The sequence below is a fragment of the Methylobacterium sp. UNC300MFChir4.1 genome, from assembly GCF_900110155.1.
In the GTDB taxonomy this organism is placed as follows: Bacteria; Pseudomonadota; Alphaproteobacteria; order Rhizobiales; family Beijerinckiaceae; genus Methylobacterium.
Window position 1 is genome coordinate 1 of the sequence record NZ_FOCS01000048.1, and the last position, 20,611, is coordinate 20,611.

Below are 20,611 nucleotides of genomic sequence, written 5' to 3' on the forward strand. Positions count from 1 at the left end.
GTCTCGATGATGTCGCCGATCGTCTGGGTCTTCTCCGACAGGCTGACGATGTTGCCGGCCACCGCCTCCGCCTGCTCGCGGATCGCGTCCATGGCCTTGGCGGTGTCGGACACCGCGCGCAGCCCCTGGCGCGAGGTCTGGGCGGTGGCCTGGGCGGTGGCGATCACCTCGGTGGCGCGCTTGGAGATCTGCGCCCCCGAATGGGTGATCTCGTCCACCGTGGCGGCCGTCTCCTGCACGGCGGCGAACTGCTGCTCGACCGAGGCCGCCTGCTCCTGCGCCGAGGCGCGGATCTCGGCCGCGGCCGCGTTCAGGTCCGCCGTCGCCGCCCGGTTCGTCCGCGCAAGGTCCGACAGACCCGAGACCATCGTGTTCAGCGTCGTGCTCAGACGGCCCACTTCGCCGCCGGCGCGGACATCGAGCGTGCTCGACAGGTCGCCCTCGCCGACCCGTCCCACGAAGCCCATCACCGCCACGAGAGGCCTGACGACGAGGCGGTTGATGGCGACCCCGATGCCCAGGCAGATCAGCAGCGTGATCAGCGTTCCGCCCCAGAGGGCGAGGCCCTCGTTGCGCTCGCTCCGCGCGACGCGCTCGGCCAGCGCGGCCCGAACCGCTCCTTCGAGACCCTCGATGGCCGCGAGCTTCTCGCGGAAGGTGTCGAACAGCCGCTTGCCCTGACCGTCCGCCTCGATCTTGACCGCCTCGTCACGCTTCGCCGGATCGGCCGCGATTCGCACGACGACCTCGCCGACCTCGGTCTGCCAGCTGCGGGCCGCGGCCACCGCGTCGGCCAAGAGGCGCGTCCGCTCGGGATCGTGGCCGATCAGGGTCCTGAGCCTGTCGATCGCCTCGTCCAGTGTCTGGCGCCCCGTGCGGTAGGGCTCCAGGCTGCCGTCGCGGCCCGTGATCAGGTAGCCGCGCAGTCCGGTCTCCTGATTGAGCATGGCCGCGCGGAAGCCGTCGAGGGCGCGGATCAGCTGGTTGGACCGGCTCCGGGCATCGGTCGCGTCCCGCAGCTGATCGGCCGTGATCAGGACCGCGCCGCTGGTCAGGACCGACACCAGGGCGATGACACCGATCGCACCGCCCAGGATGCGGTTGAGGCCCAGCGTTTGCGGCATCGTCTGCTTCATCCTACGCGGCCCCGCGGACGGCTCTGGCTGAGCCGCGACCGGGGCGCGCTCGCCTCTTAGCGCCGCCGCCCGGCGGATGCGAGCCGCAGCGCCGGGTGCCGGTGCGATATTTACGAGTTGTAAACCGACGAGCGACTTGTACTTGTGCAAGCGAGCGATTGTGTATGCATCTAAATAGCGAGAGCCGCAGTTTTCGATCGTAAAGGTTTCTCAGAGGGCGTTTGCGTCGCGCGAGATGTTGATTTCTTTCCTGATCGATACCGATCGCAAAGCGGATCCACTCGACGCGAACCTTCGCGCGCGGGCCCGCGTCGAGCAGCTCGACGTCGCGCTCCGTCTGGTTCCCTTCACGATTCTTGTGAGCCTCAGCGTCGTACAGGTCATCGTCTACCTGTTCTGGCAACCGGGCAACCGGGTCTACCTCGCCGGGCTCGAGGCGCTCGTCCTGCCCCTGGCGGTGGTCTCGCTCCAGCAGTGCTGGCGCTGGCGCTCCCGTCCGAAACCGCTCGAAGTGCCGTCCTCGTTCGTCCAGGGCGTGGTGCTGGCCGCCCAGGCCTACGGCCTCCTGCTGGCCTCCATCCCGGTCATGCTCTTCGCCGGGGCCGACGCGCACGGGCGGCTCCTGATCGCCTCCAGCATCGCGGGCCTGATCGCGACCGGCATGAGCGCGGCGGTGCTGCCCCGCGTCGCCATCGGCTATTCCGGCCTGATCATCCTCGGCTCGTTCATCGCCCTCGCGACGACCGGAGAGCCCTTCTACATCTACGTCGCGGTCCTGCTGTTCTTCTACGCGATCTTCATCTGCTTCACGATCGTGCATCTCAGCCGGCTGTTGACGATGCGGGTCATCGCGCAGATCGAGCTGGAACGGCAGCAGGAATTCACCCACCTCCTGCTCAACGAGTTCGAGGAGAGCGCTAGCGACTGGCTCTGGGAGACGGATGCCGACCTGCGCCTCCAGCACGTCTCGCCGCGCCTGATCGAGGTCGCCGGCTCCTCCGAGCGCCAGCTGATGGGCCTGCCGCTGGAGCGGCTGCTGCTGCCGCCGGTGGCACCGCCCAGGAGCCACTCGAGCACCACCCTGTGGGGCTGCATCGCCGAGCGGCGCGCGTTCCGGAACCTGCACCTGCAGCTCGACATCGCCGGCGAGCGGCGGACGTGGTGCCTCAGCGGCAAGCCGACCTTCAACCGGGCCGGTGCCTTCTCGGGCTATCGCGGCGTCGGCTCCGACGTGACCGAGAAGCGGCGCTCCGAGGAGCGGCTGTCGTATCTCGCCCTGCACGATTCCCTGACCGATCTGCCCAACCGGGTCCTGTTCCATCAGCTCCAGGAAACGGCGCGGGAACGGCTCGCGCAGGGGGACCGGTTCGCCGTGCTCGCCCTCGACCTCGACGAGTTCAAGAGCGTCAACGACACCTTCGGCCACGCGGCCGGCGACAGGCTCCTGAAATCGGTCGCCGAGCGGCTGCGGAGCTTCGAGGCGTCCGACGTCCAGCTCGCCCGTCTGGCGGGGGACGAGTTCGCGGTCCTCGCGACCGGACAGAGCGCCCGGGACCTGCACGGCATCGAGTCGCTCGCGAACGGCATCGTCGAGGCGCTCGCGTCGCCGTTCACCATCGACGGCATCCGGCTGACCGTCAGCGTCAGCATCGGGATCGCGATCGCCCCGCAGGACGGGTGCCAGGAGATCATGCGGCGGGCCGACCTCGCCCTCTACCGCATGAAGAGCGAGGGCCGGAACGGCTACCGCTTCTACGAAGCGGAGATGGACGAGCGGATCGAGGCGCGGCGCGCCCTGACGGCCGACCTGCGGGGCGCCCTCGATCGGGACGAGTTCGTCCTCTACTTCCAGCCGATCGTGGCGGCCAAGGAGTGCCGCGTGCGCGGCTTCGAGGCGCTGATCCGGTGGAAACATCCGGTGCGCGGCTTCGTCTCGCCCGGCGAGTTCATCCCGCTCGCCGAGGAGACCGGGGTGATCATACCGCTGGGCGAGTGGATCCTCCGCGAGGCCTGCCGGATCGCGGCGGGCTGGCCGGGGGATGTCCGCATCGCCGTCAACCTGTCCCCGCGGCAGTTCCGGCACTCGGACCTGACGCAACTGGTCCGCTCCGCGCTGCGCACGAGCGGGCTCGCCGCGCCGCGCCTGGAGCTCGAGGTGACCGAATCGGTGTTCTTGGAGGCCACGCCGGCGATCAACGCCACGCTCGCCAAGCTCCGCGAGATGGGCGTGCGGCTGTCCCTCGACGATTTCGGGACCGGCTACTCGAGCCTGAGCTACCTGCGCCGGATCGCCTTCGACAAGATCAAGATCGACCAGAGCTTCGTCCGCGACCTGCCGCAGGAGCGGAGCGCTGCGGCGATCGTGAACGCGATCATCGACATGGCGACGAGCCTCGACATGACGATCACCGCGGAGGGCGTCGAGACGGATGCCCAGCGCGCTTGCCTGCTGGAGCAGGGATGCCACGAGTTCCAGGGCTACCTGTTCAGCAAGCCGCTGCCGGCCGAGCAGGCCGCCGCGCTGGCGCGCAGCCGTCAACTCCTCCCGGCGGCGGTTCGGGCGGCGTGAGGCGCGATCAGACGCCGAGCGGCGCGACGCCGGTCGTGCCGCTCCCGCCCGCGACGGCGTGCGGGGACGTCTTCGGCCAGTAGGGCAGGAAGCCCTCGATGATCGCCCGCGGAATATCGAGCGGGCGATAGTGGACGGTGTCCACGAACATCAGCGACTGCTCGCCCCGGCCGAGGAGGCCGTTGACCTCGCTGTGGATCTCGTGCGCCAGGGTCACGAACTTCCTGTTGTGGCTCGCGATCGAGATGCGGACGGTGACCGGCTCGAACTCCATCGCCTCCCGGCGGAAGTCGTGCTGGAAGGACTTCGTCAGAATGTAGAAGTCTGTCGATTTCAGGTCGAAATCCGGCATGCAGATGTTGAAGAACAGCTCGCGGGCCTTGCCCACCCAGCGCACGTAATTGGCGAAGTAGACGTTCCCGACCGAGTTGGTGTCGTCGTAGGTCGGGATGAGGCGCAGGACGAACCAGTGCCCGTCGAACCCGTGCGACGCTACGGCGTCTGTCTGGTCCACCGCCACGGGCACCGGCGCCGCCCGCGGCGCCCGCTCCGCCGCCGGGATCAGCTCCGCGACCGGCGGCGGCGCGCGCCAGCCGAGGAGCTCGGCGATCATCGGGAGTGCGCCGATCAGGCCGATCAGCGGCGCGATGGCCAGCAGCGCCCAGCTCGGGGCCAGATAGCCCGTCACGAAGATCAGGCACGCCGTCGCCCCGATCATGGAGGTGAGAACCGGGTCGTAGCGGCGGGTCGCGCCGAGCGTCTCGCACACGATACACGCCGCCGCCCCGACGAGGAGCGTGGCGAAGGGCATCATCAGGTAGAGGAGCGAGAGGTTCGCCCAGATCGCCGCCGCCGCTGTGGCGAGCGCGGCACCGAGGATCCAGACCGGCGACGCCACGAGGCCGGCCGGCACGAAGGCGAGGAGCGGGGAATTGCTGCGGGCCGTGACCGAGATTCCGAGCCAGCGCGTGGCGCTGTAGAAGCTGTCGATCGTGGTCGCGGCGGCGATCGCCGTCCAGATCACGAAGGCCACCGCGACGCCGGTCGCGGGTTCGCGCCCGATCGCCTGCGCCACGGCCGCGTAGGCTCCCGACAGGCCGTCGGACGAGACGACCGGCATGCCGAGCCCCGCCCGCGCGGCGATGAGCGCGTTGATCGTCAGGAGACCGAGGAAGAGGAGCGCGCCGGTCACGTAGGCCGCGCGCACCGACCCGCCCGAGCGCCGGATCTCGACCGCCCGCTGCCACTGCTGGATGTCCATCCAGGGGCCGAGCAGGAAGCCGACCAGCGAGGGGACGACGAGCCCGTAGAAGCGCTCGTCGAAGGCCTGCAGCGGGACATCCCAGCCGTCCCGGTGCGCGGACAGACCGCCGAGCAGGATCACGCTCGCGGCGAGCCCGACCGCCAGCGCTCCGCAATGGACGATGCGGATCCCGCGCAGCGGGACGGCGTGGCCGAGCGAGCAGGCGACGAGGACCAATGCGATCACGCCCACGGCGGCGTCGTGGCCGAACAGGGGAAGCCACGCGTAGGCCGCGAAGCCGAAGATCGTGATCGCGACGGCGAAGAACTGGGCTCCCATGAACAGGAGCGCGTAGGGGCCCTGCACGGCGGCCACGATCGCGTCGATATTCCGACGTGGCGCGCCGAGCATCCAGCCGAACAGGCCGAGACCGGTCGCGTTCGGCAAAGCGAAGGCAAGGAACCCGAGCCAGCCGTATGTCAGCGTGACATGGATCGCGTAGAAAAACCCGAGCCCCCAGAACCACGACAAAGCAATCGTGGGTGCCCAGGCCGCGGAGCGGATGAACTGGGAAGGCATTGTGGCTTCAAGCGCTCCGGACCTTAAGCTGCAATAGCGTATCAGATTCGTTTCGGGAATATGGCGAACCCAAAAGAAGGCGGATACAAGAAATTCAGTGAGGGAAAAGCATCGGGCTGCTCCGCCACGGCCGGCGATCCGAGGGGCGCGCGTGTCCTACAGGCACCCGCCATGGCGCAGAGGCCCGGGTGATCCGCCTAGTCGGCGAGCGTCTTCCGACCGTCGCGGACCAGATCGACGAAGTTGCAGACCAGGGCGGCTTTCGCGGGCGACCACAGCGCGAAGACGTCGGCGCGGATGCGGGGTCCCTCGAGCGGCCTGTAGACCACGTCGGCATGCGCCAGCCGGGCGACGTATTCCGGGATGATGGCGATGCCCAGGCCGGATGCGACGAGGCTCGTCAATGAGGCCGCCTCGACGGCCTGATGGGTGATGTTGGGGACGAACCCGGACTCGACGCAGCAATCCCAGAGATACTTGGCGAACAGCGAATCGGACATCCGGAGGAACACGAACCGCTCGTCGCGCAGGTCGGCGAGCCGGAGGCTGCCCCGCGCGAGACGGTGCCCCCTGGGAAGGACGACCTGCACGGTCTCGCTCCACGCGCGGACCCGGACCAGATCGGCATCCTGCGGCGGCGCTCGCAGGAAGCTGACGTCGGTCTGCCCCGCCTTCAGCATCGCGATCTGGCGATCCGGCGACATCTCGTGGATCCGGAGATCCACCGCGGGATAGACCTGCGCGAAATCCCGGATCGCGTGCCCGAGCGGCCCGGCGAGCATCGAGCCCGTCAGGCCGACATTGATGATGCCGGCGGTGCCCGCGCCGATCGCCCGGGCGCGCTCGACGGCCTCGGCGGCCCGCTCCAAGAGCCCGATCGCCTGAATGTGAAAGTCGTGACCGGCCCGCGTCAGCGCCACGCGCCGGGTCGTCCGCTCGAAGAGAGCCGTTCCGATCTCCGCCTCCAGATCGCGGATCTGCTGGCTGAGCGGCGGCTGCGCGACACCGAGGCTCTCCGCGGCGGCGGTGAAGCTCAGGTGCTTCGCCACAGCGACGAAGTAGCGGAGATGGCGCAGTTCCATGGGCGGATTAAAACTCTGAGCGTTTCAAACTAAATGAAATAGATATTTGACGTCTAGATTGTTCGGCACGATTTTGCCGCCGGGAAGGCCGAGCAGGCATCGCTTTGCACAATGCCGCCGCGCCGCGCTGTCGGGCTCGACCGGACCCGCCCATGAGAGGCGGGACGATCGCGGTCGGGTCGGGGCGAGCCTTCCGAGGGAGATCGCGATGAAGCGCTTGTACGGGTCGCTGTTCGGGCAGGTTGTGGCCGCCCTGATGATCGGCATCCTCGTCGGCCGGCTCTGGCCCGACTTCGCCGTCACCCTCAAGCCGCTGGGCGACGTCTTCATCAAGCTCATCAAGATGGTGGTCGCGCCGCTGGTCTTCGGCGTCGTCGTGCACGGCATCGTCGGCGCGGGCGACCTTCGGAAGGTCGGTCGCGTCGGGCTCAAGTCCCTGATCTACTTCGAGGTGGTGACGACCATCGCGCTCGCGCTGGGGCTCGTCCTCGCCTACGTCTTCGCGCCCGGTCACGGCATGAACGTCGATGTGGCGACCCTCGATGCCAAGTCGCTCACCAGCTACACCGACCGGGTCGGGCAGGTGACGGGCACCGTCGACTTCCTGATGAAGATCGTGCCGACGACCTTCATCGACGCCTTCGCCAAGGGCGACATCCTCCAGGTCCTGCTCCTCGCGATCCTGTTCGGGGCCGGCCTCTCGCTCCTCGGCGAGCGCGGCAAGCCCCTGGCCGACAGCCTGGAGCGCATCACCGAGGTCCTGTTCCGGATCATCGGCTTCATCGTGCGGCTGGCGCCGCTCGGCGTGCTGGGCGCGGTCGCCTTCACGGTCGGGAAGTACGGCGTCGGGTCCCTGAAGCAGCTCAGCATGCTGGTGATGCTCTTCTACGCCGGCGTCGCGCTCTTCGTGGTCGTGGTGCTCGGCAGCATCATGCGGCTCGCGGGATTCAGCCTCTTCAAGCTGCTCGCCTACCTGCGCGAGGAGTTGACCGTCGTCGCCGGCACCGCCTCGTCGGACTGCGTGCTGCCGCAGGTCATGCGCAAGCTGGAGCGGCTCGGCATCAAGGAATCCACCGTCGGCCTCGTGATCCCGACCGGCTACTCCTTCAACCTCGACGCCTTCTCGCTCTACCTGACCCTCGCCACCGTGTTCATCGCCCAGGCGACCAACACGGACCTGTCCTTCGGCCACCTGATGCTGATCCTCGGCATCGCGCTCCTGACCTCCAAGGGCGCCCACGGCGTGCCCGGCTCGGCGATCGTCGTCCTCGCCGCCACGTTGTCGGCGGTGCCGGAGATCCCGGTGATCGGGCTGGTCCTCGTCCTATCGGTCGACTGGTTCGTCGGCATCGCCCGCGCCCTCGGGAACCTGATCGGCAACTGCGTCGCGACCGTCGTCATAGCCGCCTGGGAGGGCGACATCGACCGAGTGCGGGCCAACCGCGTCCTGAACGGCGAGGACACCACCGACACGGCGGAGATCCTCGAGGCACCCGTCGCCGAGCCGCGCACCGCGTGACCAGATCCCCGACAGACGTTTACAGCTTGAAGTCGAATTCCGGAGACCGACCATGAGCGCTGGAGCCTACAACCCCCCGTGCGGTGGCCTACCCGGCCAGACGCGGCTGATGACCGGCCGCGCGGTGTTCACCGAGGCCTACGCGGTGATCCCCCACGGCGTGATGAGCGACATCGTCACCAGCCTCCTTCCGGGCTGGGACAGGACCCAGGCCTGGATCGTGGCCCGGCCGCTCTCGGGCTTCGCCGAGACCTTCGCCCAGTACCTCATGGAGGTCGCCCCCGGCGGCGGCAGCCAGGCCCCCGAGCCGGATTCGCAGGCCCAGGGCGTCCTGTTCGTGGTCGCCGGCACGGCCAGCCTCACCCTGGAGGGCGCGCGCCACGCCCTGCGGCCGGGCAGCTACGCCTACCTCGCCCCCGGGGCGGCCTGGGCCCTGCGCAACGACGGCGACGCGCCCGTGCGGTTCCACTGGATCCGCAAGGCCTACCAGCCCGCCGCCAGCCTCGACGCGCCGACGTCCTTCGTCACCCACGAATCGGCGGTCGAGCCGGCCGGCATGGTCGGCACCGACGGCGCCTGGGCGACGACCCGCTTCGTCGCCTCCGACGACCTGCGCCACGACATGCACGTCAACATCGTCAGCATGCGCCCGGGCGCCTCGATCCCGTTCGAGGAGACCCACGTCATGGAGCACGGACTGTTCGTGCTGGAGGGCAAGGCGGTCTACCGGCTCAACCGCGATTGGGTCGAGGTCGAGGCGGGCGACTTCATGTGGCTGCGCGCCTTCTGCCCCCAGGCCTGCTACGCGGGCGGGCCGGGCCCGTTCCGGTACCTGCTGTACAAGGACGTCAACCGCCACCCGGCGCTGGCGCCGCGCGGGCTCGGCCGGTGAGCGCGGGCGCCCGCACGGTCGTCGCCCGGCCGCTGACGGCCGAGGCGTTCGCGCCGTTCGGCACGGTGATCGACGCCGCCGCGGTGGCGCCGCGGCCGATGAACGGCGGGATGGCGCGGCGCTTCCACGATCTGGCGGCGGTCGAGGTCGTGGGCGAGGGGTCGCGGGTGGTGATCGGGCTGGTCGAGGCGCAGCCCTACCCGGTGCCGCTGCGGCTCGGCCTGGTCGAGCGGCACCCGCTGGGCGCGCAGGCGTTCCTGCCGCTGAGCGCGGCGCCGTTCCTGGTGGTGGTCTGCCCGGACGCGGAAGGTCGTCCCGGCCCGCCCCAGGCCTTCGTGACGGCGCCGGGGCAGGGGGTCTGCTACGCGCGCAACACGTGGCACGGGGTGCTGACGCCCTACGGCCAGCCGCAGGACTTCGTCGTGGTCGACCGCGGTGGCCCGGGCGTGAACCTCGAGGAACACACCTTCGAGGAACCCTGGACAGTGCATCTGCCCGGCCGGGACTGAGGCCGAGCGCGCCATCCGCGCCATCGTCCCGTCGCCACGGTCTCGCGCGGCCGGGGCCGCCTCCGGTCGCCCCGTATCAGCGGCGGCCGGATGCAATCATTCCCGGGGACGCGGCCGCGAAAGTCCGTTGACTGGCACCGGTCAGCGGCTATCGAGGCCGCAATCAGGAGTCCGCACCAACGCGGACCCGAGGAAACGTCGGGCCCCGCGCCCGCACCGGAAAGGCCGCCATGTCCCCGTACCGCACGCCCCTGTCCCGCCGCCGATTCCTGGCGACCGGCTCGACGGCCCTCATCGCCGGTACCGTGGCGGCACCACACGTGGCGCGGGCGCAGAAGGCAGAATTCACGTACAAGTACGCCAACAACCTGCCCGACACGCATCCGATGAACATCCGCGCCCGCGAGATGGCGGAGGCGCTGCGTACGGAGACCGGCGGCCGGTTCGACCTCAAGATCTTCCCGACGAGCCAGCTCGGCTCCGACACCGACACGCTCAGCCAGCTGCGCTCGGGCAGCGTCGAGTTCTTCACGATGTCGCCGCTGATCCTCTCGACGCTGGTGCCGAACGCGTCGATCAACGGCATCGGCTACGCCTTCCCGAGCTACGACGCCGTCTGGCCGGCCATGGACGGCGAGCTCGGCGCCTGGGTCCGCCAGCAGATCGCCAAGGCCGGCCTCGTCGCCATGGAGAAGATCTGGGACAACGGCTACCGCCAGACCACCTCGTCGACCAAGCCGATCGCCACGCCCGACGACTTCAAGGGCTTCCGGATCCGCGTCCCGGTCTCGCCGCTCTGGACCTCGATGTTCAAGGCTTTCGACGCCGCCCCCGCGTCGATCAACCTGAACGAGACCTACTCGGCCCTGCAGACCAAGATCGTCGAGGGCCAGGAGAACCCGCTGGCGGTGATCTCCACCACGAAGTTCTACGAGGTGCAGAAGTACTGCTCGCTCACCAACCACATGTGGGACGGGTACTGGTTCCTGGCGAACCGCCGCGCCTGGGAGCGCCTGCCGGCGGACCTGCGCGAGACGGTGGCCCGCCACATCAACGCCGCCGGCATGAAGGAGCGGGCGGACGTCGCCCAGCTCAACGCCAATCTGCAGGCGGACCTGTCGAAGAACGGGATGGTCTTCAACAAGCCCGACCCGGAGCCCTTCCGCGACAAGCTGCGCAAGGCCGGTTTCTACGCCGAGTGGAAGGGCCGGTACGGCGACGAGGGCTGGTCGCTGCTCGAGAAGGCCTGCGGGAAGCTCACCTGATGAGCGCCGCGGGGGCGCCGCGCGGCGGGGTCGCGCCGTGCTCCCGGCGGGTGATGAATCTCGCCCATTTCCTGCGCCGCGCCGCGCGCCGGTTTCCGGACGCGGTGGGGCTCGCCTGGGGCGAGCGGCGCTGGACCTGGGCCGAGCTCGACGCCCGGGTCGACGCGATGGCGGCGGCGCTCGCCGCCCGTGGCGTGACCAAGGGTGATCGCGTCCTGGTCCAGGCGCGCAACAGCAACCAGCTGTTCGAGTCGATGTTCGTCTGCTTCCGGCTCGGGGCCGTCTGGGTGCCGGCCAATTTCCGGCAGACGCCCGCGGAGATCGCCTATCTCGCCCGTGCCAGCGGCGCCTCGACGCTGATCTGCGGCGCGGGTTTCCCGGAGCACGCCGCCGCGGTGCGCGAGGCCTGCCCGGATCTGGACCGCGTCGTGGCGATCGGCGACGCGGCCTTCGGGGCCGGCTACGACGCGCTCGTCGCCGACCATCTGGGCGCGGCCGCGCCCGTTGCCGATGTCGAGCACGACGATCCGTGCTGGTTCTTCTTCACCTCCGGCACGACGGGCCGCCCCAAGGCGGCGGTCCTGACCCACGGCCAGATGGCCTTCGTCATCACCAATCACCTCTGCGACCTGATGCCGGGCACGACGGAGGCCGACGCGTCCCTGGTCGTGGCGCCGCTCTCGCACGGCGCCGGCATCCACCAGCTCGCGCAGGTCGCGGCCGGCACCAAGACGGTGCTGACCGCCGGCGAGCGGTTGGATCCCGAGGAGGTCTGGTCCCTCGTCGAGGCGTGGCGCGTCACGAACCTCTTCACTGTGCCGACCATCGTGAAGCTGCTGACCGAGCACCCCGCGGTGTCGACACACGACCATTCCAGCCTGCGCCACGTCATCTACGCGGGCGCGCCGATGTACCGGGCGGACCAGCAGCACGCGCTGCGGGTGCTCGGGCCGGTGCTGGTGCAATACTTCGGCCTCGGCGAGGTGACGGGCAACATAACGGTGCTGCCGCCACGCCTGCACGCGGCCGAGGACGGGCCGGACGTCAAGGTCGGCACATGCGGATTCGAGCGCACCGGCATGCAGGTCCAGATCCAGGACATGCAGGGCCGCGAGTGCCCGCCGGGCGTCACCGGCGAGATCTGCGTGTGCGGCCCGGCCGTGTTCGGGGGCTACTACGACAATCCGGAGGCCAACGCGGCGGCGTTCCGCGACGGCTGGTTCCGGACCGGCGATCTCGGCCATCTCGATTCCGAGGGGTTCCTGTTCATCACCGGCCGCGCCTCGGACATGTACATCTCCGGCGGCTCGAACGTGTACCCGCGCGAGATCGAGGAGAAGCTCCTCACGCATCCGGCGATCACCGAGGCCGCGATCCTCGGCGTGCCGGATCCCGCCTGGGGCGAGGTCGGCGTCGCGGTCTGCGTCGCGCGTCCCGGGGCCGCGGTGCAGGAGGGAGAGCTGATCGCGTGGCTGTCCGCGACTGTCGCTCGTTACAAGCTGCCTCGGCGCGTGTTCTTCTGGGAGGCCCTGCCGAAATCCGGCTACGGCAAGGTGACGAAGCGCGCGATCCGCGAGGGACTTGAGGCGCGGGGCGACCTGCCCCTCGACGGGCAGGCGAGGCCGCAGGCCCGATAGGGCTGTCGCGATCCCATCCGGTTGATGCGGCATCCCGTCTTTGCGAGCGGAGCGAAGCAATCCAGTCGGCGCCACGATCTCAGTGGACGCGCCGCCCTGGATCGCTTCACTTCGCTCCCGAGGACGGCAGCGGCGAAATCGGCCCGCCGTATGCGGGATGCAGGTTCAGGGAGCGGCGTCGCCCCCAGGGGACCCAACCGGTAGCCGACATTCCGAGCGGAAAGTCGGGCCGATCCACATCCCTCCGCGCACAGCATGATCTCGTTGCATGACAGCTCCGAGATGCAGACCCTGACATGTCCCCGGAGCCGCGCGCATATTGCAGTGCAGCACGCCGGGCCCCCGCCCGGCCACGACCGGGATCTCGGCACGATGACCACCCTCGCGAATCTCGTCAGCCGGCTCGAGGGTGCAGTGCGGCGCGCCGCGGCCGAACGCTACGCCGAGCAGCGCGAGCGGATCGCGCGGACCGGCGGCGCCGGCATGATCTGATAGCGCGCGGCGCGTCCCCGCGGTGGAGATCGTCAGAGGAACCCGATCGAGAACCAGGGGACGAGGATGATGGCGAGCAGCCCGACCAGCAGGGCCACGATGTAGCCGACGATCGGGCGCATCCCGGCATCGGGATGGATCCGGCTGATGGCGCAGGCCGCGTAGTAGCCGACGCCGAAGGGCGGGGCGAACAGGCCGATGCCCATCGCGAGGATGACCACCATGGCGTAGTGGACCTCGTGCACGCCCACCGCCCGCGCGATCGGGAACAGCAGCGGCCCGAACAGCACGATCGCCGGTATGCCCTCCAGCACCGAGCCCAGGATGATGAAGGCGAAGGCCGAGACGAACAGGAACCCGAGCGCGCCGCCCGGGAGGCCCTTCATCACCTCGGCGAGCGTCTGCGAGAAACCCGACTGCGTCAGCGCCCAGGCCATCCCAGTGGCCGCGCCGATGATCAGCAGGATCGCCCCCGACAGGGTCGCGGTGGTCACCAGCATCGGGTAGAGCCGCCGCCACTCGAACTGGCGGTAGATCAGCAGGCCGGCCAGCGCCGCGTAGACGATGCCGATGGTCGAGACCTCGGTGGCGGTGGCGATGCCCTCGACCACGGCGAAGCGGATCACGAACGGCAGCGCCAGCGCCGGGATCGCCACCAGGAAGGCGCGACCGATGACGCGGCCGGACGGCCTGGCGACGTGGCTCAGGTCCTCGCGGCGGTAGCGCCACCAGACCAGCGCGCAGAGCGTCGCGGCGAGGACGAGGCCCGGCATCAGGCCGCCGGTGAACAGGGCGGTGATCGACACGCCGGTGACCGAGCCGATGGTGATCAGCACGATCGAGGGCGGGATCGTCTCGGTCTGCGCGCCCGTGGTGGCGAGCAGGGCCACGAGGTCGCCCTCCTTGGCGCCGCGGGCCTTCATCTCGGGAAACAGCACGGGCGCCACGGCGGCCATGTCGGCGGCCTTGGAGCCGGAGATGCCCGAGACGAGGTACATGGCCCCGACCAGCACGTAGTGCAGGCCGCCGCGGACGTGGCCCAGCAGCGAGGCCAGGAAGCCGACCATGGCCTTGGCCATGCCGGTCATCTCGATCAGCAGGCCGAGGAACACGAACAGCGGCACGGCGAGGAGGATGAGGTGGCTCATGCCCTCGTCCATGCGACCGACCACCACCATGGAGGGCGCGTCGGTGGTCAGCGTGATGTAGGCGAAGGTCGAGAGGCCGAACGCGAAGGCGATCGGCACGCCGGAGAAGACCAGCGCGCCGACGCCGACGACGAAGAACAGCAGCAGGTTGAGGTTCCCGAGGTTGGCGAGCCACGGCTGCAGCGCCAGGAGCGCGGCGGCAACACCGCCCCCCAGAATCAGCGCCCCCACGGTCAATTTCCAGTCGGCGGTCTCCAGGAGTCGGATCAGCGCCACGATCAGCATGAGGCCGAGGCCGATCGGCAGGGCGGCGGCGCGCCACGCGTTGTTCAGCTCCAGCGCCGGCGTCTGCACGAAGGTCTCCTCGCTGGCGAACTCGAAGGCCGGCTCCAGCAGCAGGGCGACGAAGATCAAGCCGGCGACCAGGGCGACCGTCTCCAGGAAGGCGCGCAGGCGCGGGCCGCTCATGGCCACGAAAGCGGTCATGCGCATGTGCTCGGCGCGCCGGAAGGCGACCACGGCGCCGAGCATGGCGAGCCACAGGAACAGGATCGAGGCGAGCTCGTCCGACCAGATGATGGGATCGCGGAACACGTAGCGGCTGACGACACCGCTGAGCAGCACCGCGATCTCGGCCAGGACGAGCAGTGCCGCCGGGATCTCCACGAGGTGGCCGAGCCCGGCATCCACCCGGCGCAGCCAGCCGCGGGCGCGCAGCGGCGGCCCCGAAAACTCAATCCCCGCCGTCGACTCGACGGCCGCAACATCGATCTGCATGGCGCCCCTCCGTCGGGGCCGCTCCCGATGCCGCTGGCGGCGGGATCGACCCCACATGCGTCTTCGCGTGTGTCTTGCGGTGCGTCTCGGCGCGCCTTCGTTCTCCGATACCGTTATCCGATCCTGCGGAAAACGGTCCCGGTCAGTTTGCCCGACGCATCCTCACGATGCGACCGCGCCCCGTCGCCGTACTTCGTTTTCCAGTCCTTGTGGAATCTCTGCCGTTCAGCGGCGCGCGAATCCGCGCCAGCAGGTCGGCCGGCTCGCGGATGCGGGCCGCCCGAGCGGGTCGCGGAGCGGCGTGACAGTTTCCTAACCCTGCGGCATCCGCACCGGACCTTCGCCGCGGGGCAGTCCTGAGACGTTGTCGGCGTCGAACGCGTCGGTGACGCGGCGGGCATAGTCCATGCGGGCGGCGAGCCGCACCCCGAATTCCGGATGGGCGCTCAGGAATCGCGCCAGCCGCAGCGCCACGAGGTCGAAGACGCGGTTCGACTCGGCGGAGGCGCGCCCGACATGGTCGCACAACACCTCTCCGGCAGGGGTCCGCGCGATGCCCTGACCCACCTGCTCGAACAGAACGACGCCCAGCGTCTCTTCCGTCCTGCGCGATGCCCGACTGACTGCGCTCGGGGGAGAGGTTGGACGGCGGAGAGGGGTACGGACGGCCTCATTCCGGGCAGGATGGGCCGCGACCGGTGCCGCTGGGATCGGGCCCGGGCCGGCGATACGCCGGTCGCGGCGCGCCGAGATCAGGCCGACCGGTGGCCGCGGACCCGGACCGGCGCGGCGACCGGGACGATCTTGCCCTGCTGGGCAACCTCGCAGAGGACCGCCACCATCGCGTCGGCCTGCGTCTCGAGGTCGGGCGGCCCGACATCGTCGCGCGTGTTGCGCCAGGCGATGAAGATGCAGGCGAGGATGGCCGACGCGCTGGCTGCCAGAGGTGCGATGATCAGCGCGGCGAGGGCGCTCACCGGCGCCAGGATCGTGGCTGTCGCGAGACCGCTGACGATGGCTGCGGCTATCAAGACGATCATCGGAGCCTCGCCCGATCTGCGTGGCCGGATCCCGTGCCCGTCCACCGTCCTAGGATCACGTCACAAAGGTTTACGCTTCGTTAACGGGAAGCTTCCATCCGCTAATTCCGTGGCAGCTGTCCCGCCGATTGCTTGACGATCGCCCGTTCAGCGCCCGCGAGGACAGGTCGGGGCGCGGATTCGTGCCCCCGGCTCCGGTCTGCCGGGTCGCGCAACACGACGAGCTGCGCCGTGGCCGGCCCGATCGCGGACGCCGGCACGCCGGTGGCGCCGGACTGTGCGAAGACTGATCACGCCTTCGTGAGGTTACGCGCTGCAATCCGCTCGCGCAGCGTGTCGACCACATGCCCAAAAGTGTTCAAACTGATACGATCGGATCAGGCTTGGTACAGGGCGATCCCTTGCTGCTAAGGGTTGGGCAATGATAGCCCTTGCGCGCCCGGCGTGTAGGAATTCTGTCTCCAATGGCCATCGATGTTCGAGCTGTCGCGCGCCTGCGCGAGATCGCAGCCGTCATTGGCTGTCCGGTCGAGGCCTTCTACGGACCGGATGGCGAGGCCGTCGACCTCGGCATGACGCACGAACTCTTTCACCTCTGGCACGCGATACAGGATCCGAAAGCGCGTCAGCGCGTCCTGAACAGCGCGCGGCGTGAGGCTCTCGGCGACGCGGTCCCCGGGACGGCCGCCGAATAGCCGCCGCGCCGTCAGCGCCCCTGTGCGATCCAGCCCAGGACCGTCGCGCAGCGCTCGGCCTGCTCGCGGGTCAATCCCGACGCGACGGCGGCGCCGTTGCGGTAGACCACGAAGGTCCCGTCGTCGGTCGCGCGGATCTTGACGGACGCCATCACTCGGCTCCCGACGTGAGAGCCCGGAGCTGGGAGAGGCCGGCCGCGGTGATCTGCCAGACCGCCACCGGACCACCCGGATCCTCGAGCGGGTCGATCCGCCGGAGATGGCTAGTGCTCTCGAGCGCCGTCAGTCGGCTGTGGTCGCCGGGCCAGGACGCGTCCGCCCTCTGACGGATCGTGATCTGGTAATCCCGTGCCTCCGCTGCCTTGTTGAGGAGACGGCGCTGGTGGTTCACTCGCATCGGCACTCCGGCTCAGCTCGGGTCGGTACGCAGTAACTACGGACAGGCTGGCCGATACGGTTAAGCTTGGCAACCCCGCGGTCGCAACGGGCTCTGGATCGTCCTGTTCAGAATGCGTGCGGCGCGAGGGCCGCCTTGCCGCGGGGATTCTCCGCGGCGCTCCCTCGAGCCGGGGCGGTTGCCGGCTCGACGTCGGCTTCGGATGCCGGGCTCCACGATCGCGGGCGCGGACATAGAGAAAGGCCGACCGGGTTGCCCCGGCCGGCCTCTGTCGCTTCGCGGTGCGTGTCGCTTACCGCAGGAGCTGGAGGACGCCCTGCTGGGCGGAGTTGGCCAGCGACAGGGCCGAGATGCCCATCGACTGGCGGGTCGACAGCGCCTGCGAGTTGGCCGCCTCCTGGTTCAGGTCGGCGTTCGTCAGGTTGGCCGAGCCCGTCTGCAGCACGTTGATCAGCTGCTTGGAGAAGTCCTGGCGGTTCTGAACCACCGACAGGTTCGAGCCCAGGGAGCTCGCCGCGGAGGTCAGCGAGTTGCCGGCGCTGGTCAGGGTCGCCAGGGTCTTGTTGACGTCCGAGTTCAGCAGGAAGTTGCCGAGGCCGTTCTGGCTCGACGAGTTGTTCGAGCTGGTGATCGACGACAGGCCGAGACCGCTCGCCGTGGCGTCGACCGAGGCGACGTTGAGGGTCGAGCTGCCGGTGTCGTTGAACTTGATGTTCAGGTCATTGCCCTTGCCGGCAATGAGGTTGACGCCGTTGTAGCTGGCGTCGCCGGCGAGCTGCGTGATCTGGTTGAGCAGGTTGTTGTACTGGTTGGCCAGCGAGGCGCGCTGCGTCACGCCCGAGATCGACAGGTCGCTGGACACCACGGTGCTGGCGGCGGTGCCGTAGGTCGAGGCGGTGGTGGCCGAGGCGGTGAAGCCGAGCGCCGTCTGGCTGCCCGAGTTCTGGAATTCCACGTCCGCCTGGGCGTTCAGGACGATCTTGGTGCCGGTGCTGTCGACCGAGAAGATCGCGCCGGCGCCGAACGAACCGCTCGACGAGGTCGAGGCCGAGCTGACCGCGGAGTTCAGCGCCGCGACCGTGGCGCTGACGCTCGAGGAGGCGGCGACCGTGGCCGAGACCGAGCTGCCGTTGATGGTCAGGAGCACCGTCGAGGAGGCGGTGCTGGCGCTGTAGGCGTTGGCGGCGGTGCCGGTGGTGGAGAGCTGGGTCGAGAGCGCCTGGTTGGCGATCGACTTGGCCTGGCCCACCAGCTTCTGGATCGAGGTGATGCCCTGGTTGGCGGCCTGGATCGACTGGATGCCGTTGGAGACGCCGTCGAGGAGGGAGTTCAGGCTCGAGGAGCGTCCGTCGAGGGCCTGGGAGGTGAAGAAGTTGGTCGGGTTGTCGAGGGCGGAGTTGACGGTCTTGCCGGTCGCGAGCCGGTTCTGGGTGGTCGCCATCAGCTGGGCGGTGTCCTGCAGCGAGAGCAGGTTCTGGCGCGTGGCGGCCGACAGGGTGATCGAGGACATAGGTCTTATCTTTCTGATTTGATGCACCCGTTTCTCGGGTACGCCAGTAATCGCCCTCCAAACGTTTCGCGGGGGTTAAATCAATTGCCGACTTGCAGTGTGTCCAAAGTGATCGTTAATGAATCGGTCCTTGAGGCGTTAAGTATTTACGGATCGCGGAGTGTGTTCAAGATCCATTAACCATCCGCAGCCATAAGCTGTGACGCAAACCAAGTCTGTCGCGCCTGCCCGACCGGGGCCGATCCGGTTCGGTCGGCGCGGCGGGTACGGGACGCACCTTGCAGGGAGCTCAGATGTGATCGCTCAAGCGTCCGGTGATGTTGGCGCCGCGACCCCTTCCGCGTCGCCGAAGTTGCCCCATGTGGCGATCGCGATCCCCTGCGGGACCATGGTCCACGCGGACTTCGCCGTGAGCCTCGGATCGATGATGCACTCGCTCGGCGAGATGCCGATGTCGATCGTCGTCGGGAAGTCGTCGATCGTCGCCGACGCCCGCAACCTCGGCCTCGAATACGCGCAGAAGTACGGGGCGGAGTACGTCCTGTTCATCGACAGCGACATGACCTTCCCGAAGGACGCACTCCTCAAGCTCCTCGTGCGGCAGGTCGACATCATCGGCGCGACCTATTCCCGCCGCACCGCCCCGTTCCACTTCCTGGGCGACATCCTCCCGGAGCAGCCGGCCGACGCGCCGAAGGGTCTGCTGGAGATGTCCCGGATCCCGACCGGCTTCCTGCTGATCAAGTCCACGGTCTTCGAGAAGCTGAAGAAGCCCTATTTCCGCTTCCGCGTCGACGAGGAAGCCGGCGTGAACATCGGTGAGGATTTCGACTTCAGCGACCGGGCACGCGCCGCCGGCTTCCAGATCTGGTGCGATCCGTATCTCAGCAAGGAGCTAGGCCATATCGGCGAGCAGTCCTTCAAGCTCTGACAGCGTTCCGCGCCGCGGCGCGCGACGCCCGACACGGTGAGGCGTGGGAATGAGGATCGCGATCATCACGCCGTCGAGGCTCAAACCCTCGACCCTGGCCGGAAAGGCCGGCCAGTACTTTTTGGAGCACGCGATCGCGAGCGCCAACGCCCAGGAGCTCGACCGGCCGGCGACGATCCACTTCTTCGTCGGGACCGATCCCGGGACCGAGATCCCGGCGCGGCTCGCCGCGCACCCGCAGGTCACCTTCGCGCGCGGCCCGCAGAGGGGCCAGATCCCCGCGCTGAACGCCGCCATCGCCGCCGTCGACGACAGCTGGGACCTCGTCGGCTTCCTCGAGGACGACGATCACTGGCTGCCCGCCTATCTGGGCTTCGCGCTAAGGGCCCTCGAGAGCTTCGATTTCGTCTCCTCGACGCAGCTCGAGACCGACGAAGCCGGCGAGGTGGTGCGGATCAACGACTTCGCGACGCCGTCGGGCTGGCTGATGCGGCGGACCACCTTCGCGCAGGTCGGCGCGATCAGCCCCGCCGCGAAGTGGCATTACGACAACGAGTGGCTCGGCCGCCTCGCCGAGACCGGCCTGCGACGCGCCCACCTCGTCGAGGCGACGGCGCCCGTCACGCTGCAGGACGCGATCCAGGTCCGCCCGTGGCTCGCCAACGTCCTGCGCAACGGCGGCCCCAACGTGCAGCTCGTGCGGCACGGCTTCGTCCTGCCGCTGGTGTGCCGCCTCGTGCATCCGGGTTCCGGAACCTCGGATGTCGGCTCGGGCGGCACCTCCAAGGCCGAGAGCAACGCCGAGTACCAGCGGCTGGTCGACCGCTTCGGCCGCATCCCCTGGTGAAGGCGCCGGGTGGAGCACCCGACGCCCGCAGCCCCCGTCCCGAGGCGGCCGACCTAGGGCGTCTCTGCAAAGGGGTTCACAGGCTGGGTGGTCAGGCCCATGTGGGCTTGATGCGACGCTTTGAACTGACCGACGCGCAGTGGGAGCAGATCGCCCCGCTGCTGCCTCCGCAGAAGCCGCGCACGGGCCGGCCTGCGGAGGATCACCGGCAAGTCCTCAACGGCATGCTCTGGATCCTGCGCACGGGCGCACCCTGGGAGGATCTACCGGCGCGCTACGGTGCTGTGGGAACGGTGTCGAGCCGGTTCTACCGGTGGCGCAAGGCCGGCGTGTTCGACCGGGT

18 protein-coding genes and 1 pseudogene are annotated in these 20,611 nt (G+C 69.1%); 10 read left to right on the forward strand and 9 right to left on the reverse strand.

What is annotated here, in order from left to right:
* On the reverse strand, positions 1-1,124 hold a 1,124-nt coding region (locus BMY19_RS29450), incomplete at its 3' end, for a methyl-accepting chemotaxis protein (RefSeq protein WP_042673918.1).
* A 370-nt stretch (positions 1,125-1,494) separates the two neighbouring features.
* Here BMY19_RS29450 and BMY19_RS29455 point away from each other — a divergent pair.
* Positions 1,495-3,705, forward strand: coding sequence for a putative bifunctional diguanylate cyclase/phosphodiesterase (locus BMY19_RS29455; RefSeq protein WP_244535073.1), 2,211 nt, complete (start codon positions 1,495-1,497; stop codon positions 3,703-3,705).
* 7 nt (positions 3,706-3,712) lie between these two features.
* Here the strand turns inward: BMY19_RS29455 and BMY19_RS29460 are convergent, their stop codons facing one another.
* Together BMY19_RS29460 and BMY19_RS29465 are read right to left on the reverse strand one after the other, a co-directional pair.
* Positions 3,713-5,527 (reverse strand): acyl-CoA thioesterase, encoded by a 1,815-nt coding sequence (locus tag BMY19_RS29460; protein ID WP_107351061.1) that lies wholly within the window; start codon positions 5,525-5,527, stop codon positions 3,713-3,715.
* A 197-nt stretch (positions 5,528-5,724) separates the two neighbouring features.
* Positions 5,725-6,609 carry a LysR family transcriptional regulator gene (locus BMY19_RS29465; protein WP_100253818.1) on the reverse strand — a complete coding sequence of 295 codons (885 nt, stop codon included), beginning with the start codon at positions 6,607-6,609 and terminating at the stop codon, positions 5,725-5,727.
* A gap of 208 nt (positions 6,610-6,817) precedes the next feature.
* Between BMY19_RS29465 and BMY19_RS29470 the strand changes: the two genes are divergently transcribed.
* The 5 genes from BMY19_RS29470 (at position 6,818) to BMY19_RS29490 (ending at position 12,431) form a co-directional block, all read left to right on the forward strand.
* Positions 6,818-8,128, forward strand: coding sequence for a dicarboxylate/amino acid:cation symporter (locus BMY19_RS29470; protein ID WP_020093573.1), 1,311 nt, complete (start codon positions 6,818-6,820; stop codon positions 8,126-8,128).
* A 52-nt stretch (positions 8,129-8,180) separates the two neighbouring features.
* A complete protein-coding gene (locus BMY19_RS29475; RefSeq protein WP_100253819.1) occupies positions 8,181-9,020 on the forward strand; it encodes a bifunctional allantoicase/(S)-ureidoglycine aminohydrolase in 840 nt (279 codons plus the stop codon).
* The gene (locus BMY19_RS29480) at positions 9,017-9,529 is read left to right on the forward strand and encodes an ureidoglycolate lyase (RefSeq protein ID WP_091927804.1); all 513 of its coding nucleotides are present in this window, start codon (positions 9,017-9,019) and stop codon (positions 9,527-9,529) included. The genes BMY19_RS29475 and BMY19_RS29480 overlap by 4 nt, the downstream gene beginning before the upstream one ends.
* 230 nt (positions 9,530-9,759) lie before the next feature.
* On the forward strand, positions 9,760-10,794 hold the full coding sequence (locus tag BMY19_RS29485) for a TRAP transporter substrate-binding protein (RefSeq protein ID WP_020093576.1): 1,035 nt from the start codon (positions 9,760-9,762) through the stop codon (positions 10,792-10,794).
* The gene (locus tag BMY19_RS29490; protein ID WP_100253820.1) at positions 10,794-12,431 is read left to right on the forward strand and encodes an acyl-CoA synthetase; all 1,638 of its coding nucleotides are present in this window, start codon (positions 10,794-10,796) and stop codon (positions 12,429-12,431) included. Before BMY19_RS29485 ends, BMY19_RS29490 begins: the two co-directional genes overlap by 1 nt.
* Positions 12,432-12,955: 524 nt before the next feature.
* Here the strand turns inward: BMY19_RS29490 and BMY19_RS29495 are convergent.
* From BMY19_RS29495 to BMY19_RS29505, 3 genes and pseudogenes are all read right to left on the reverse strand, one after another.
* The gene (locus BMY19_RS29495; RefSeq protein ID WP_100253821.1) at positions 12,956-14,848 is read right to left on the reverse strand and encodes a TRAP transporter large permease; all 1,893 of its coding nucleotides are present in this window, start codon (positions 14,846-14,848) and stop codon (positions 12,956-12,958) included.
* Positions 14,849-15,098: 250 nt separating this feature from the next.
* Positions 15,099-15,478: pseudogene (locus tag BMY19_RS29500) on the reverse strand (LysR family transcriptional regulator); the annotation flags it as partial.
* A 122-nt stretch (positions 15,479-15,600) separates the two neighbouring features.
* Positions 15,601-15,888, reverse strand: coding sequence for a hypothetical protein (locus tag BMY19_RS29505; protein ID WP_020093581.1), 288 nt, complete (start codon positions 15,886-15,888; stop codon positions 15,601-15,603).
* Positions 15,889-16,352: 464 nt separating this feature from the next.
* On the opposite strand from BMY19_RS29505, the gene BMY19_RS29510 reads away from it, so the two are divergent.
* The gene (locus tag BMY19_RS29510) at positions 16,353-16,583 is read left to right on the forward strand and encodes a hypothetical protein (protein WP_100253822.1); all 231 of its coding nucleotides are present in this window, start codon (positions 16,353-16,355) and stop codon (positions 16,581-16,583) included.
* A gap of 11 nt (positions 16,584-16,594) precedes the next feature.
* On the opposite strand, the gene BMY19_RS31090 is transcribed toward BMY19_RS29510, so the two are convergent.
* The 3 genes from BMY19_RS31090 to BMY19_RS29520 form a co-directional block, all read right to left on the reverse strand.
* Positions 16,595-16,735, reverse strand: coding sequence for a hypothetical protein (locus tag BMY19_RS31090; protein ID WP_012319948.1), 141 nt, complete (start codon positions 16,733-16,735; stop codon positions 16,595-16,597).
* Positions 16,735-16,980, reverse strand: a complete 246-nt coding sequence (locus BMY19_RS29515; RefSeq protein ID WP_100253823.1) for a membrane-bound lytic murein transglycosylase EmtA — start codon at positions 16,978-16,980, stop codon at positions 16,735-16,737. The genes BMY19_RS31090 and BMY19_RS29515 overlap by 1 nt, the downstream gene beginning before the upstream one ends.
* Before the next feature lie 292 nt (positions 16,981-17,272).
* Positions 17,273-18,490: a flagellin N-terminal helical domain-containing protein gene (locus BMY19_RS29520; protein ID WP_100253824.1), complete on the reverse strand. Its 1,218-nt coding sequence runs from the start codon at positions 18,488-18,490 to the stop codon at positions 17,273-17,275.
* Positions 18,491-18,851: 361 nt separating this feature from the next.
* Here BMY19_RS29520 and BMY19_RS29525 point away from each other — a divergent pair, with 361 nt between their 5' ends.
* The 3 genes from BMY19_RS29525 to BMY19_RS29535 all read left to right on the forward strand — a co-directional run.
* Complete coding sequence (locus BMY19_RS29525; RefSeq protein ID WP_244535074.1) at positions 18,852-19,421, forward strand: glycosyltransferase family 2 protein; 570 nt, start codon at positions 18,852-18,854, stop codon at positions 19,419-19,421.
* Between the two features lie 49 nt (positions 19,422-19,470).
* Positions 19,471-20,268, forward strand: a complete 798-nt coding sequence (locus BMY19_RS29530; RefSeq protein ID WP_100253825.1) for a glycosyltransferase family 2 protein — start codon at positions 19,471-19,473, stop codon at positions 20,266-20,268.
* Between the two features lie 110 nt (positions 20,269-20,378).
* A partial coding sequence (locus tag BMY19_RS29535; RefSeq protein WP_107351063.1) for an IS5 family transposase occupies positions 20,379-20,611 on the forward strand: 233 nt, incomplete at its 3' end.